The sequence below is a fragment of the Pontibacter sp. LHS1 genome (assembly GCF_058932855.1).
This window is the reverse complement of sequence record NZ_JBZYWF010000007.1, coordinates 152,090-166,340: the sequence shown is the minus strand read 5'-3', so window position 1 is coordinate 166,340 and position 14,251 is coordinate 152,090. Positions and strand designations below refer to the sequence as shown.

Annotated in this window: 12 protein-coding genes; 6 read left to right on the top strand and 6 right to left on the bottom strand. The window is 48.0% G+C overall.

Annotated features, from left to right (window positions below):
• Positions 1 to 1,002: 1,002 nt before the first annotated feature.
• The 3 genes from AC5FXQ_RS14795 to rnhB all read left to right on the top strand — a co-directional run bounded on the left by AC5FXQ_RS14795 (position 1,003) and on the right by rnhB (position 6,445).
• Complete coding sequence (locus AC5FXQ_RS14795; protein WP_493603199.1) at positions 1,003 to 4,131, top strand: SusC/RagA family TonB-linked outer membrane protein; 3,129 nt, start codon at positions 1,003 to 1,005, stop codon at positions 4,129 to 4,131.
• 64 nt (positions 4,132 to 4,195) lie between these two features.
• Positions 4,196 to 5,737 carry a RagB/SusD family nutrient uptake outer membrane protein gene (locus AC5FXQ_RS14790; RefSeq protein WP_493603198.1) on the top strand — a complete coding sequence of 514 codons (1,542 nt, stop codon included), beginning with the start codon at positions 4,196 to 4,198 and terminating at the stop codon, positions 5,735 to 5,737.
• Positions 5,738 to 5,830: 93 nt separating this feature from the next.
• Positions 5,831 to 6,445, top strand: a complete 615-nt coding sequence (rnhB, locus tag AC5FXQ_RS14785) for a ribonuclease HII (RefSeq protein WP_493603197.1) — start codon at positions 5,831 to 5,833, stop codon at positions 6,443 to 6,445.
• A 6-nt stretch (positions 6,446 to 6,451) separates the two neighbouring features.
• On the opposite strand, the gene AC5FXQ_RS14780 is transcribed toward rnhB, so the two are convergent.
• Both AC5FXQ_RS14780 and AC5FXQ_RS14775 read right to left on the bottom strand, forming a co-directional pair.
• Positions 6,452 to 6,886, bottom strand: coding sequence for a response regulator (locus AC5FXQ_RS14780; protein ID WP_493603196.1), 435 nt, complete (start codon positions 6,884 to 6,886; stop codon positions 6,452 to 6,454).
• 46 nt (positions 6,887 to 6,932) lie between these two features.
• Positions 6,933 to 8,402, bottom strand: a complete 1,470-nt coding sequence (locus AC5FXQ_RS14775; RefSeq protein ID WP_493603195.1) for a sensor histidine kinase — start codon at positions 8,400 to 8,402, stop codon at positions 6,933 to 6,935.
• A 406-nt stretch (positions 8,403 to 8,808) separates the two neighbouring features.
• On the opposite strand from AC5FXQ_RS14775, the gene gcvT reads away from it, so the two are divergent.
• The gene (gene gcvT / locus AC5FXQ_RS14770; protein WP_493603194.1) at positions 8,809 to 9,897 is read left to right on the top strand and encodes a glycine cleavage system aminomethyltransferase GcvT; all 1,089 of its coding nucleotides are present in this window, start codon (positions 8,809 to 8,811) and stop codon (positions 9,895 to 9,897) included.
• Between the two features lie 10 nt (positions 9,898 to 9,907).
• Entirely contained in the window at positions 9,908 to 10,636 is a 729-nt protein-coding gene (locus AC5FXQ_RS14765; RefSeq protein WP_493603193.1) for a 2-phosphosulfolactate phosphatase, read from the top strand.
• A 164-nt stretch (positions 10,637 to 10,800) separates the two neighbouring features.
• Here AC5FXQ_RS14765 and AC5FXQ_RS14760 read toward each other — a convergent pair whose 3' ends face one another.
• The 3 genes from AC5FXQ_RS14760 to AC5FXQ_RS14750 form a co-directional block, all read right to left on the bottom strand.
• Positions 10,801 to 11,127 (bottom strand): nucleotide pyrophosphohydrolase, encoded by a 327-nt coding sequence (locus AC5FXQ_RS14760; protein ID WP_007657023.1) that lies wholly within the window; start codon positions 11,125 to 11,127, stop codon positions 10,801 to 10,803.
• A 23-nt stretch (positions 11,128 to 11,150) separates the two neighbouring features.
• Positions 11,151 to 11,603 (bottom strand): D-aminoacyl-tRNA deacylase, encoded by a 453-nt coding sequence (dtd, locus tag AC5FXQ_RS14755; RefSeq protein WP_493603192.1) that lies wholly within the window; start codon positions 11,601 to 11,603, stop codon positions 11,151 to 11,153.
• Between the two features lie 68 nt (positions 11,604 to 11,671).
• On the bottom strand, positions 11,672 to 12,322 hold the full coding sequence (locus AC5FXQ_RS14750; RefSeq protein WP_493603191.1) for a hypothetical protein: 651 nt from the start codon (positions 12,320 to 12,322) through the stop codon (positions 11,672 to 11,674).
• A 137-nt stretch (positions 12,323 to 12,459) separates the two neighbouring features.
• Between AC5FXQ_RS14750 and AC5FXQ_RS14745 the strand changes: the two genes are divergently transcribed.
• Positions 12,460 to 13,359: an ATP-grasp domain-containing protein gene (locus tag AC5FXQ_RS14745; RefSeq protein ID WP_493603190.1), complete on the top strand. Its 900-nt coding sequence runs from the start codon at positions 12,460 to 12,462 to the stop codon at positions 13,357 to 13,359.
• 1 nt (position 13,360) lies between these two features.
• Here the strand turns inward: AC5FXQ_RS14745 and AC5FXQ_RS14740 are convergent, their stop codons facing one another.
• The gene (locus tag AC5FXQ_RS14740; RefSeq protein WP_493603189.1) at positions 13,361 to 14,233 is read right to left on the bottom strand and encodes a universal stress protein; all 873 of its coding nucleotides are present in this window, start codon (positions 14,231 to 14,233) and stop codon (positions 13,361 to 13,363) included.
• Between the last annotated feature and the right edge of the window lie 18 nt (positions 14,234 to 14,251).

Below are 14,251 nucleotides of genomic sequence, written 5' to 3'. Positions count from 1 at the left end.
GCTGAGGCACTTAGTGGTGAGGAAGGATTAGAAGAGTCTTTTCTGCAGAAAGGGACTCTGTAACGCTAAATCGAAAGTTTGAACATTAAATATAGTAGTGTATTGATTTTTTAATGTTAAAATTCAATTTACTAATCATAACATTATACGTGTTAAATTTTAATTGGCGCTTGATTTATAGCATTTTAACTAAAAAACAATGTTGTAATATTGGGTTTTTGTTATTTATATATTCATATTTTTAATGCTGTAATGCAGCTGTTTGACCATAATCAGAGAGAGGATAATCAGGAAACAGGAGAGTAGAGCGAGCTGTAAAGTGCTTTTCAAATTTGCAGTTATGCTCCGCATCATAAGGTATGTGTCAAATGCTTCTAGGTAGGTGTGGAACTACAAGGTCTGAAGTTATGCTGACAGGAATCTGGCTGTATATAGTGAAGGATACTTATTGTGGTCCCAGTTGGGGTTCAAGGTTGAAGGATTCAGGCTAAAGATGATTTAGGGTGCTGATAAAACGGTGTGTGTTATAACACTGAATAAGAATAACTTATGAGTTTTGCGATTTGCTGTGTATTAATTGTTTTGGTGATATGTTGAGGTCGTGTCTCAATGATGTGGTTGGTAGCGGTTTGAAAGTCAATGTATTATATATAAATACATCTATTTTGAGATGGTGGTAATTTGTAATAACACAAGATAAAGGGTTAAATGGTTGAAAAAGACGTAGATAAGGTTGGAGAATTTTAAATAGCAGTTTTGTATATATTGAAAAAATATTCTTAGTTTGGAGCATCCAAATAGTCTTTGAAGTTTGATTAAGTACTAAACAAGCTTGATTTATTTCTGTTAAGAAGCTAAATACCGACATACTTTTATGCAGCTTTTTTACCAGTTAGTTACCGATACTCTACGTGTACAGGCCAGCATATTGCATATGCTTATCGTAAATCTTAAACCTTAAATCTTAACTACTATTTATCTTTCACCTCAATTAACAGACCAATGAAAAAACTACTACTATTGAGTTTTGCGCTGGTATTCGTCGTGCTTCAACAGGCATTGGCGCAGGGCAGAACTGTTACGGGTACTGTGACAGACCAGTCGACTGGCCAAGGCCTTCCTGGTGTTGCAGTGCTTGTAAAGGGCACTAGTTCCGGTACGGCTACCGGTGCTGACGGTACTTATTCTATTAATGTGCCGGCAGACGGCAACACACTTGTGTTCCGCTTCCTCGGTTACAGAACGGTAGAGCGTCCGGTTGGAACAGCCGCTACTATTAACGTGGCCCTTGAAATCGACCAGAGACAACTTGATGAAGTTGTAGTGGTTGGTTATGGTACACAGCAGAAAAAAGACGTTACCAGCTCTATTGCTACTGTAAAGGGTGAGACGCTAGCAAACCTTGCTACGCCATCTTTTGACCAGCAGCTTGCTGGCCGTGCTTCTGGTGTACAGATCACGCAGCCATCGGGTATCCTGGGTGCACCTCCTAGAATTAACATTCGTGGTGTAAACACGATCTCATCCAGCACACAGCCACTTATCATTATTGATGGTGTGCCAGCAGTTACTGGTAACTTAGGCTCATTTACACCTAATAATGCACTTGCTGACATCAACCCGAACGATATCGAGTCATTCGAGATTCTGAAGGATGGTGCTGCTACAGCGGTCTACGGTTCGCGTGCTTCTAACGGTGTAATCCTCATTACTACTAAGCGTGGTAAGTCAGGTCAGGCTAAGTTCTCTTATGATGGCTGGGCAGGTGCTGCCAAGGCAATCCAACTGCATGACCTTCTGAATGCAAGCGAATTTGTTGAAATTCAGAACGAGAAGTACAGAAATGCAGGACAGGCTGAGCCTGCCAAATTAGGTGAGCATGACACTGACTGGAACAAAGAAGTATTCCGCACAGCTTTCCAGCAGAGCCACGCTTTTTCTGCCAGTGGTGGTACTGAAAGAAGCACATACTTCTTCTCACTAGGTTATTCAAACCAAGAAGGTATTGGTCGTGCTAACAGCTTGGAGCGTTATACTGTTCGTACTAACTTGACTACTAAGGTTACAAACTGGTTAGACTTTGGGCTTTCTGCAGGTTTGTCAAATCAAACTAACCAAGGCCCTCTAACTGGTTCTAATAACCTTTCTGGTAACATGTTTGGTGTAATTCGTATGCACCCTAACGTGCCAGTAATGAACCCAGAGCACCCAACTGGTTATAATATTGACTTTAATGAGCCTAGAGCGCTTGGACGTGGTCCGAACACCCTGATCATCGCAAACGGTATCCCAAACATCCGTTACGTACTTGACAACAACCTACGTAAGTCAACTTCTTACCGTGGATTGGGTAATGCCTTCTTGGACTTCAAACTGGTGGACAACCTTCGCTTCAAGACTTTGATAGGTGCTGACATCAGCTTGACAGATGACTTCCTTTACAACAACCCGGTTCATGGTGACGGTATAGGTTCATCAGGTCTTGTTTCACAAGTATTTACACCAATTAACCGTTGGAACTGGCAGAACATCTTGTCTTACAACAAGTCATTCAACGATGTTCACAATATTGACGCGACATTAGTACAGGAATACACTAAAACCAGAAACCGTTGGTTCCAGGCACAGGGTACTGGCTTGGCAGATGCTTTCTTCCGTGAAAACCTGGTAAGCGGTTCTTACTCTAACCAGTTCTCTGGTGGTAACATCGGTGAAAACGGTCTGGTGTCTTACCTGGCTCGTGCTAACTACAACTTTGCCAGCAAGTACTACTTTGGCGTGTCAATGCGTGTGGACGGTTTGTCTAAGCTACCAGAAGACAATCGTTGGGGCTACTTCCCAGGTGTTTCTGCTGCCTATAGAATCTCTGAAGAAGATTTCTTCAAGAACTCTTCTGCTCTTAGCGTTATTTCTGACCTAAGAATTAGAGGTAGCTACGCTCAGGTTGGTAACGTAGATATCGCTGGTAACTATCCATACCTGGGTACGTTCGGTGCTGCCTTGTATGGTGGTCAGAATGGTATCTCTTACGGTCAGACTGCTAACCCATTCCTGAAGTGGGAATCTCAGAGAATATCTGACGTTGGTCTTGATGTAGGCTTATTCGACGGAAGATTGAACTTGGAAATGGCTTATTGGAGAAAAGATAACTCTGATATCGTACTTCAAGCGCCAACAGCACCTTCTTTGGGTGTTCCTAACAACTACATCAACAGCAACATTGGCCGTATTGTGAACGATGGTCTGGAGTTCGCAATCTCTGGTACAGTTATAGACAAGTCAAACTTCAGCTGGAACTCTAACCTGAACTTCTCTACTCAAAACAATGAGATAAGAGAGCTTGTAAACGGTGCTGACATTGTATTTCCTTACACAATTCACCGTGAAGGAGAGTCTATCAACTCTATCTATGGCTACCAGTACGAAGGGGTTAACATGTCAAATGGTAACCCGATCTTCCGTAAAGCTGATGGCACACTCATCCAAGGTAACGTCACTGCTGCTCCTGGTAAGTCTGCCGGTGCTTTCTATGTGTACGATCCTGCTAATCCAAGCGAGTTGGGAGCTTCTTCTTCTCTAAGCGCAGCGGATAAAGTGATCCTTGGCAATACGCTTCCTAAGTGGTTTGGTGGTTTCGACAACAACTTTAAGTTGGGTAACTTCGATGCCAACATCTTCGTGCGTTTCTCAGGTGGCAACAAGATCATGAACCGTACTCGTCAGGACCTATTAACGATGCTGTTTGAGAACAACGGTACTGAGATCCTTGGCAGATGGCAGAGCCCGGAGAACCCAGGTGATGGCCAGACTCCAAAAATCAGAACAGGTTACAGCACTTTCATCAACCGTGACAACGAAGCTTCTTCTCGCTTTGTAGAAAACGGCAACTTCCTGAAAGTAAGCAATATGTCACTTGGTTATACTTTGCCAAAAACTCTGACTGAGCGTGTTAACGTTGATCGTCTAAGAATCTATGCTCAGGTTCAGAATGCTTTTGTATTCACAGAGTATAAAGGTTTGGACCCTGAGACATTTACTGCGATTGACGGTAACAACAGCATGATGGGTGTTGATTTCAATGGCCAGCCACAGCAGCGTGTGATTACTGTTGGTTTGAATCTTGGTTTCTAATTTTTAAATTACTTTCAAAATGAAGAACTTATTTTATTATAAAAATAGATTAAAGCTGGCTGTAATGGCTCCTGCGGTATGCTTATCGCTGATGCTGACTTCCTGCGAGAAGGAAGTTATGGAGTTGATGCCTTTCAACGCCTTGACAGAAGAAACAGCTTTTACTACTCCTGAGCGAATTAACCTGGCTGTAGTGGGTATCTATGATGCTGCTCAAAGTGGTTTCTATGCTGGTGGAGCGGTTCGTGGCTATCCGTTTGGTGCTGCTCACGTGGAGCAAGGTGACAACCGAGGCGAAGACATGCTGAACCTGGAGGCTTTCTATGCGATCACGTATGAAAGCAACTATAATGCAGCTTCTGCTAACAACCAGTATCATTTCGAAACCCTTTATGCTGTAATCAACCAAGCAAACGTGGTAATCGAGGGCTTGCAGAATGCGCTAGCCAGTAACATCATTACCGCTGATGTTGCCCAGCAGTATGAAGCGGAAGCCCGCTTCCTGCGTGCCTTGTCACATCATGAGCTTTTAGTACACTTTGCGCGTCCGTATAATCATACGCCAGACGCATCGCACTTGGGTGTGCCTTACAGAACAATAGCTGTAAATACTCCTGCTCGTGTGGAAGAAGCCAGAGCACAGGGCAGGAATACTGTAAGAGAAGGATACGACCTATTGCTTCAGGATCTAAACTTTGCAGAAGAATTCCTCCCTGAAACAAGAGGTGCTGCATTGAAAATTTCCAGAGCTACTAAAGGTGCAGCGGTTGCGCTTAAAACGAGAGTATTGCTTCACAAGCAGGACTTTGCAGGAGTGGTTACAGAAGGACGTAAAATGGTGCCTGAGACGGCTCCATTTGTAAGTCCAATTGGTGGCTACAGACTTACTGAGAATGCTGATGGCCCTTGGGCATCTAATGGTAACAACACTGAGTCTATCTTCTCTTTCGAAAACTCAGCGATTGACAACGCTAGTGTGAACGGCTCTCTTGGTCAGATGTATAACGCTGGTACTGGTGGTAGAGCACTGGTTGCAATCAGCCCAATCATTTGGAATGCGGAGTTCTGGCCAGCAGGTGACGACCGTCGTGATATCACGGTTAGCACTACAAGAGCTATTTATACTAACAAGTATAGAGATGCAGCTACACAATCTGACTGGTCTCCTATCCACCGCTATGCTGAAGTTATGCTTAACACAGCAGAAGGTTTGGCTAGAACCGGTAACGAAGCTGCCGCTCTAACACTTCTGAATGCCGTGCGTGGCCGTTCTACAGATCAGCTTTACTCTGGTCTGTCTGGTGATGCTTTGATTCAGGCTATCGTTAATGAGCGTAGAATAGAGTTCCTGGGTGAAGGTATACGCTGGAAAGATATTCACCGTCTGGCTGTGGAAGGTAAGTTTGGACCACAAGGAATTCCTGCTAAAGTAGCTTCTGCTAACTTGCAGCGTACAGATTATAATGCTGCAAGTGGTTCAGTTAGAGAAGGTGCTAGAACTATAGCTGCTATTCCTTATGATGACTACCGCTTCATCTGGCCTATTCCAATTACTGAGATCAATGCTAACCCTGTGTTAGCTGGTCAGCAAAACCCTGGATACTAAGCCTTACGGATAGTATAGATTTAAAAAGCCCTGTCAGCGCAAGCTGGCAGGGCTTTTTGTTTTATTTTTGTCATTCAGATTTCTCTTGATGCTATGGCGCTTTTACCTAATTACAGTGGCTATACCTTGGAGGCCGGTATAGACGAGGCCGGCCGCGGCTGTTTGGCAGGCCCTGTGGTGGCCGCTGCTGTTATACTGCCACCAGACTATAGCCATACCCTGCTGAACGATTCAAAGCAGCTCAGCCACAAGCAGAGGCTGCAGCTGCGAGTCGACATCGTGCGTGATGCGGTAGCCTGGGCCATTGGTGAGGCAAGTCCTATTGAGATTGACCAGATCAACATTCTACAAGCCACATACCTGGCCATGCACCGTGCTATCGAAGGGCTGGTGCCGGAGCCGGAGTACCTTATTGTGGACGGTAACAGGTTTAAGGCATACGGTGCACTGCACCATACCTGTGTGGTAAAGGGGGATGGGAAATATCTGTCTATAGCAGCAGCCTCAGTGCTGGCCAAAACACACCGCGACGAGCTGATGTGCGCACTGGCAAAGGAGCACAGCCAGTATGGCTGGGAGCGCAATGCAGGCTACCCGACGAAGGAGCACCGTAACAGTATTGCGCAGTTTGGAGCTACGCAGTACCATCGGCTATCCTTTAGGTTGCTGTCAGAAGAGCAATTGCTGCTGTTTCCGAAAGAAGAGTAATAGGGCCTATTTAAGCCTGATCAGGTCGAGGAACAAGGTGAAGTTATCGAGCGATGACGGGCTGGTTTCAAAGTTGTCAAAGCTCATAGGTTTAACGATGTAGCCTGATACATTCAGTTTCTGGGCTGCCATACGATCCGTTTCTTCGTTCGAAGTGGTCATGATGAACACTGGGATGTGGCTGAATTCCGGCTCACGGCGCAGCTCGGTCAAGAACTCCAGACCATTCATGCGGGGCATGTTGATATCGAGCAGAATCACGCTAGGGGCGGGCGATATTTTGGGCACACCACTTCCACGCAGCATATCAAGCGCCTCACGGCCATTGCGAGCCACATGGATCGGGTGCGTAATGCCTATTTTTTTAAGTTCACGTTCCACATTCATAATATCCAGGTAGTCATCTTCTACTAAAAGGATATTAACTTCTTTATTTATCATAGCGCTTGTCGAAATTCAATGATCAAAATTAATATAAATCTTTCAATTATACCTGGTTTTTAGGCCAGGTAAAACTGAAGGTAGCCCCTTGGCCGGGGCTGGAGGCCACCCAGATGTTCCCCCCGTGGCGCTCAACGATCTTCTTTACAATAGCCAGTCCCACACCTGTACTTTCAACCGCGTCACGCTCCTGCAGTGTCTGGAAGATCACAAAAATGCGCTCGTGATACTCTGGGGCTATACCCGGGCCGTCGTCTGAAACCGAGAAGGTATAAAAATTTTCCGACTCCTGACAAGTAATGTCGATACGTCCGTCCTCCCGGTCATGGTACTTGATCGCATTGGAGATCAGGTTAAGAAAAACCTGATGCAAATGCACCCGCTCTGTATATATTTCCGGCATTTCGGGACCTATGTTAATGGTGAACCCATTGGGTGCTGAAGCCATATCTGTAACCTCCGTTAAGAGCTGCCGGACATCCACCACTTCCTGTACATAGCTATTCCGGTCAACGCGGGCAAGTGCCAATATGCCGTTGATCAGGTTTTCCATGCGGTGTACCCGCACACGCATCATCAGCAGGTACTCTTTAATGTTATCTGGCAGGTTCTGCCCCATGTCTTCTTCCACCCACCGCGAGGCTACCTCTATGCCTCGCAATGGCGCCTTCAGGTCATGCGATACCACATAAGCAAACTGGTCCAGCTCTTTGTTCTTGCGATCAAGCTCCGAAAAGGTCTCGTCAATCGTGGTTGACATCCTGTTCAGGGAGTGAGACAGTTGGCTAAGTTCGTCCTTGGAAGTATCTATGATCTGGGTCTGGTAATCTCCTCTTGATATCTTCTCGGCCAGTGTTACCATTTTCATGATACGGTTAGAGATGATCCGGGTAATGTACCACGCCCAACCGAGACCCAGTAACACCGATAATATGGTAAGAACGGTGGATACTTGCCTTGTAGTATTGATACTTGCGTTCAGCCGGTCATTTCTTTCCCCACGTAAAGTATACTCATGGGAGTTGAACACGCGGAAGTCACTCCGGATGGTGTCCATCAGTACTTTTTCACCCAGCACCAGCGTATCGAGTTTCATGTCGAAGGCCCTTGTAGAGACCTCCAGCGTATCGCTTCTCTTCATCTCGATAAGCGGCTCCGCATATTGTGTTATCCAGTCATCATGCGTCCTGATGATTTTATCTAATTTCTGCTTCTGGCTCTCAGAGGCGGTATAATTCCGGACATCTTCCCGAAGCCTGGTCAGCAGCCTTTTGGCTTCGTGATAAGGCTCCAGGAATACTTCGTTTCCGTTGAGCAGGTAGCCGCGCAAACCCGATTCCATGTCGATGATGTTGCGCTGCAGCGAAGCAGAGTTTCGGACCACGATCTGAGAGCGTGTTACCCAGCGCATGTTTTCGATCACATCCTCGGACAACCTGAAGTTTACGATGGCAACAGTGGTGAAAAGCAGTGATATCAGGACAAACCCGATAAACAGCTTGGTTGATAGCTTCATGGAATATTATCTGATTAGCGCCAGAATGAGCTTTTGGTTTGACAGATGATATCCTGCTAAATTAGTAAAAATGGAGCGAAGCATAATAGAGCGCCAGGCAAAACGGGTGGTCAGGCTTGGTGCAGGCAGATAAAGTTCAGGCACACTTGTTCTGTGTGCAAAGGTGAAATAAGAAGTAAATGGCATGTTCCTTTTGGCTAAAAAAGTGACGGCTTGGTTTACGTGCCGGATCGGACAAGGTTATGCACATAAGGGCGTGGAAAAACGATTGCAGGCAATTAGTGACATACGGGTTTTCCAAAAAATAGCTTTTAGGCTATATAAATCCTGTTCCTACATAAAATTTCGGAAGCGGTTTTATTTTACTTAATTTTGAGCATCCACTTTATTAGCAAACAAACCTGATATGGAACTGAAGAAAATAGCTTTGAATGATGTGCACGAGTCGCTTGGTGCGAAGATGGTGCCTTTTGCAGGGTATAACATGCCGGTGCGCTACTCGTCTGATCTGGAAGAGCACAACACCGTGCGCAATGCCGTAGGTATATTCGACGTGTCGCACATGGGCGAATTCCTGGTAAAAGGCCCTGAGGCCCTAGATCTGATCCAGCGCATCACTTCAAACGACGCTTCTAAACTGACGCCTGGCAAGATCCAGTACTCCTGCTTCCCGAACGAAGATGGTGGCATCGTGGACGACCTGCTGGTGTACTGCATGGCCGAGAACGAGTACATGCTGGTGGTGAACGCCTCTAACATCGAAAAGGACTGGGCCTGGGTGAACAAGTACAACACCAAAGGCGCGGAGCTGCAGAACATTTCAGATGAGATGTCGCTGTTTGCCGTGCAGGGACCCAAGACAGTAGACGCACTGCAATCGCTTACTTCAGTGGACCTGGGCAGCATGGTATACTATACCTTTGAGAAGGGGGAGTTTGCCGGTGTGCCCGATGTTATACTCTCCGCCACAGGCTATACTGGCTCCGGCGGATTTGAGATTTACGTGAAGAATGAGGATGCCGAGAAGGTGTTCCATGCGATCATGGAAGCGGGTAAGGAGCAGGGCATCAAGCCGATTGGTCTGGGTGCCCGCGATACGTTGCGCCTGGAGATGGGCTTCTGCCTCTACGGCAATGACATCAACGACAGCACTTCGCCATTGGAGGCTGGTCTGGGCTGGATCACCAAGTTCGATAAGGAATTTGTAAATTCAGAAAACCTGAAAGAGCAGAAAGCTGCTGGCGTAAGCAAAAAGCTGGTAGGCTTTGAGATGCTGGAAAAAGCTATACCTAGAGCACATTACGAGATCGTGAACGCAGAGGGCGAGCAGATCGGTGAGGTAACCTCTGGCACCATGTCCCCATCATTGGGCAAAGGCATTGGCATGGGTTACGTGCAGACCGAGTACAGCAAGCCAGGCACAGAGGTATTTGTTCGTGTGCGCAACAAAGACATGAAAGGCCAGATCGTGAAGCTGCCGTTTGTAAAGAAATAACAATTCAACAATGCCGAGTATAGATGTGTGCTACAGCCCGGAGCTGTTGCACTTGTACGAACTGGAGGGAAAGGCAGTGGTGGCCGTGGATATTCTGCGTGCTACCTCTACGATGGTGACAGCATTTGCACATGGCGCCACTGATATTATACCTGTGATGCAACTCGAGGAGTGCCGTACCTACGCTGAACAAGGCTGCTTGACGGCAGCTGAGCGGAATGGCATCAAGGCGGAAGGCTTCGACCTGGGTAACTCACCTTTTGCCTACATGAACGGGCAGGTAAAGGACCGAACCGTGGCCATTACGACTACGAACGGCACCCGTGCCATCCGCATGTCAGAAGCAGCGCAGGAAATCATTGTTGGGGCTTTCCTGAACCTGGAGGCTGTGGCGCAGCACCTGCGCGAACTGCAACTGGATGTGCTCGTGGTTTGCGCTGGCTGGAAAGGCAAGTTCAACCTCGAAGACACGCTGTACGCCGGCGCACTGGCTGAGCGCCTACAGGGTGAGTTTGAGTTTGAGAACGACGCCACACTGGCTTCGCTATACCTGTACCATGCCGCCAAAGATGATATGGTCACGTTCCTGCGTCAGTCCTCCCATGTGCGCCGCCTCGAAAACCTCGAGATCCACAAAGACATCGAGTTCTGCCTCCAGCACGACACTTACAACGTGCTGCCTGTCTGGAAAGGGGACAGGTTGGTAAACCTAAAGGAGTTTAAGAGTTTGAGAGTTTAGGAGTTTGAGAGTCTAGGAAATCTCAGAAGAAAGGGTTTATTCGCTTTTAACAGGCAGGCCTAGTATTAATAATAACCACTGAATAGAACAGGGCCGGTCTTTCAAGACCGGCCCTGTTCTATTTTAAGCATCACTCTTAACTCTTCCTTCTTAAACTCCTAAACTTACTTCAGTTTCTCGTTCTGCTTGTGCCTTTCGCTGTCGCGGGAGGTTTTCTTTTCCAGGTTTTTGCGGAGGGCTTCGGTGAGGTCGATGCCTGTCTGGTTGGCAATGCAGATGAGCACAAAAAGCACGTCAGCCAATTCATCGGAGAGCTGCTTGCCTTCATCGCTTTTCTTGAACGACTGCTCGCCGTATTGCCGTGACATGATGCGGGCCACTTCGCCTACTTCCTCGGTGAGGATGGCCATATTCGTCAATTCGTTAAAATAGCGAACACCGTTTTCCTTGATCCAGTTATCAACGATGGTTTGGGCTTCTGCGATGGTCATAATGCGTTCTCTGTAGATTTAAATTATTCCCGGTTTTTAGAGTCGATGGTGATCGTAACAGGGCCGTCGTTGAGCAGGGCCACTTTCATGTCAGCACCAAACTCACCGGTCTGTACCTTTTTGCCCATGGCTTCTTCAAGCAGCGCTACAAATCGCTCGTACAGAGGTATAGCTACGGCAGGAGGAGCTGCCTGGATGTAAGAGGGGCGGTTGCCTTTTTTGGTGAGCGCATAGAGCGTAAACTGGCTGATCACGAGCAAATCGCCCTGCACATCCTGCACACTCAGATTCATTTTGTCATCAGCGTCGCTGAAGATGCGAAGCTGCACCACCTTGTTGGCAATCCATTTCAGATCTTCTTCGGTATCGTCGTTGGTGAAACCGGCCAGCAGCAGCAGACCAAGGCCAATTTCGCCTTTTACCTGATTGTCGATGGTTACGGAAGCTTGGGTAACGCGTTGGATGACGATGCGCATGAGGTATACCTTTGGTTCAGCTGCAAAGGTAGGATTTCTGAATTACTTATACCTTGGCTGGTTTGATGTTAATCAACATAGCCCTCATACCTGATCCGGTTCACTTTGCCGTTTTTCAGGAAGAAGCGCAGCGAGATAGGAGCGCCCTCTACCGAAGTAGCCACAATTTCGGAATTGGTCTGCAGAATGCGCACGTCGAAGTTTTTGAGCTTGGTCATCAGCTCCGGCTGGCTCATACCTATCTTCATGTTGTTGCGCAGGGAAATACCCGCATTGCGGATGTCGGCTACCTGCAGCAGCAGGTCACCGGTTTGAGTAGGGGCGTAGAGTTCGATCACCGATTCGCCAAAGCGGATGGTATAGATCGTGTCCGTAATGGCCGGGCGGTGTATGTTCTCCACCGGGTCGGCATCGAGTGTGAAGTCAGTGCTGATGCGGGCAAAGTAAGCGTCCAGTTTCTTGCTCTGGCGGTAGTCCGACAGAAAAGGGTTGCCCAAAAAATCTATCGTAGCCGGAGGTCCGCCTGTTGAGCGTTTGGCCAGCATGGTGTCGGGCTCCATGTGCTGCCGGTTACGCTCCTGCGGATCGTCTGTGTGCTCGTCGTGCGTGCCTTCCGTGCTGCAGGCGCCGGCCGTGGTGGTGATCAGCAACAGCAGGACCAGCAGGCGTACAGAGAGGCTGTACCTGTGTCGTAGGCTGAGGCTGATAAGATGTAACATGGTGTAGATTAAAAAGCGGGCAAGCAAATTATACTTTACATACGAGAACTGACGTTCTTAAAGTTTTCACTAAAAGGAAATTTATTCTGTAGCTTCTGCGGGCTAGAAAGTATAATTTTGCGCAAATATCATTATTTATGTCATTACAACAAATAGCTTTGGTCACTTGTCAGAGCTTGGGCGATTATACAACTAATGCCGATAGCGAAGATGAGCGTCTGTACCGTTTTTTAGCCGAAAAAGGCCATGAAATTTCTTTTCAGGTATGGGATGATGAGCAGGTGGACTGGGCCGCTTTCGACGCCATTATCATCAAATCACCCTGGGATTACTTCGATAAAATAAACGCCTTCTATACCTGGCTTGACAAGCTCGAAGCAATGGGCTGCCCGGTACTCAACCCTGTGAGGACACTGCGATGGAACGCAGACAAACAGTACATTAAAGATATGCAGGCGCAAGGTGTTAAGATTGTGCCTACCGTGTGGTTGGAGCAGGGTAGTACCTTCGATGCAGACAGCGTCTTCACTGCGATCGGGCGTGAAAAAATCATTGTGAAGCCGCGGGTGAGCGGTGCCGCCAAAAACACCCTGGCCATTAGCAGAGAAGAGGTTGGCGCGTACACAGAGCGTATCAATGTCCTGTTGCAGCATGAGCCATTCCTGGCACAGCCCTTCCTCGAGGAGATCAGAACAAAGGGTGAGTGGTCCTTCCTTTTCTTTAACGGCAGGTATAGCCATGCCGTGCTCAAAACAGCAAAATCAGGCGACTTCCGGGTACAGCACTTCTTCGGTGGCAGCGTACATACGCCAACGCCCCCGCCAGGTATGCTGCAAACTGCCACCACCATCGTGGAGCAGTTTGCACAAGACTGCCTGTACGCCCGCGTTGACGGAGTGGAGCTGAACGGCGAACTCGTGCTGATGGAACTTGAGCTGATCGAGCCTTTCCTCTTCCTTAGCACCAGCGAAGGCGCTTTGGATCGCTACTACCAGGCCTTGCAGCAATTGCTTGCGCAACCCGTGACCAGGGTATAGTCTAAACCCTGCTGTGGAATACCAGCACAGGCATGGGCGCATGCAGCACCATCTTTTTGGCCAGACTGGGGTTAAACAGCGACTCAAAGGTACTGCGCTCCTGTGTGGTGAGGGCAAGCAGGTCGATGCTTTCGCTACGGGCAAAGTCCTGCAGGGATTGTGCTACGTCGTCGCCTTCGAGCAGGGCATAGCGGATGTCGCTTTCAGGGGCTTGTTGCAGGTTTTGCTGCAGTTGCAACAGCTTTTCGCGGTCTTCTTCCGGATCGTCTGAAATGTGCACGCAGTAAATCATGGGCTGCAGGTGGCTGAACAACTGCCGGATGCGGTCTATGTCGGTAACATCTGTCTTGCCGAAGTTCGTGGCGTAGAGGATGCGACTAGGTATAGCGCCCTCATAGTGGCTGGGCACTGTCAGGATGGGTACGTTGGTTTCCTCCATTACCTTGGTGGACACCGTGCCGAATACAGCACGGCCTATGCTGGACTCCCCTTTCGTGCTCATCACAACCAGTGCAGGCCGGAAACGCTCTGCCTGTTCCAGTATTTCTTCCTCCGGAAGGCCGTGTATAAAAGCCCGCTCCATGTGCAGGTTGTTGCCCAGGCTGCGTGCTTTCGGGAGCAGCTCCCGGTACAGTTCGTCAAGCTGATCCTGTGCCTCCAGTTCATTGCGGTGCAATACGCGTTCTGCAATTTGATCAGATGGGCTGAGACCAGCGGCGCTTGCAGTTACGGGATCACCATCAGCCAGGTAATCCTGGAAGCAGTGCAGCAGCAGGAGCTTAGCCCCAGGCACGCCGGCGGCAAGCTGCAGTGCATAGTGGCAGGCTTTGGTAGAGCCCTCCGAAAAATCAACAGGTATAAGAATGCGATACATAGATGGCTGTGATGTGTT

Coding starts and splice junctions, on each gene's coding strand:
- AC5FXQ_RS14795 (WP_493603199.1), top strand. CDS start 1,003: ATGAAAAAACTACTACTATTGAGTTTTGCGCTGGTATTCGTCGTGCTT.
- AC5FXQ_RS14790 (WP_493603198.1), top strand. CDS start 4,196: ATGGCTCCTGCGGTATGCTTATCGCTGATGCTGACTTCCTGCGAGAAG.
- rnhB (WP_493603197.1), top strand. CDS start 5,831: ATGGCGCTTTTACCTAATTACAGTGGCTATACCTTGGAGGCCGGTATA.
- AC5FXQ_RS14780 (WP_493603196.1), bottom strand. CDS start 6,886: ATGATAAATAAAGAAGTTAATATCCTTTTAGTAGAAGATGACTACCTG.
- AC5FXQ_RS14775 (WP_493603195.1), bottom strand. CDS start 8,402: ATGAAGCTATCAACCAAGCTGTTTATCGGGTTTGTCCTGATATCACTG.
- gcvT (WP_493603194.1), top strand. CDS start 8,809: ATGGAACTGAAGAAAATAGCTTTGAATGATGTGCACGAGTCGCTTGGT.
- AC5FXQ_RS14765 (WP_493603193.1), top strand. CDS start 9,908: ATGCCGAGTATAGATGTGTGCTACAGCCCGGAGCTGTTGCACTTGTAC.
- AC5FXQ_RS14760 (WP_007657023.1), bottom strand. CDS start 11,127: ATGACCATCGCAGAAGCCCAAACCATCGTTGATAACTGGATCAAGGAA.
- dtd (WP_493603192.1), bottom strand. CDS start 11,603: ATGCGCATCGTCATCCAACGCGTTACCCAAGCTTCCGTAACCATCGAC.
- AC5FXQ_RS14750 (WP_493603191.1), bottom strand. CDS start 12,322: ATGTTACATCTTATCAGCCTCAGCCTACGACACAGGTACAGCCTCTCT.
- AC5FXQ_RS14745 (WP_493603190.1), top strand. CDS start 12,460: ATGTCATTACAACAAATAGCTTTGGTCACTTGTCAGAGCTTGGGCGAT.
- AC5FXQ_RS14740 (WP_493603189.1), bottom strand. CDS start 14,233: ATGTATCGCATTCTTATACCTGTTGATTTTTCGGAGGGCTCTACCAAA.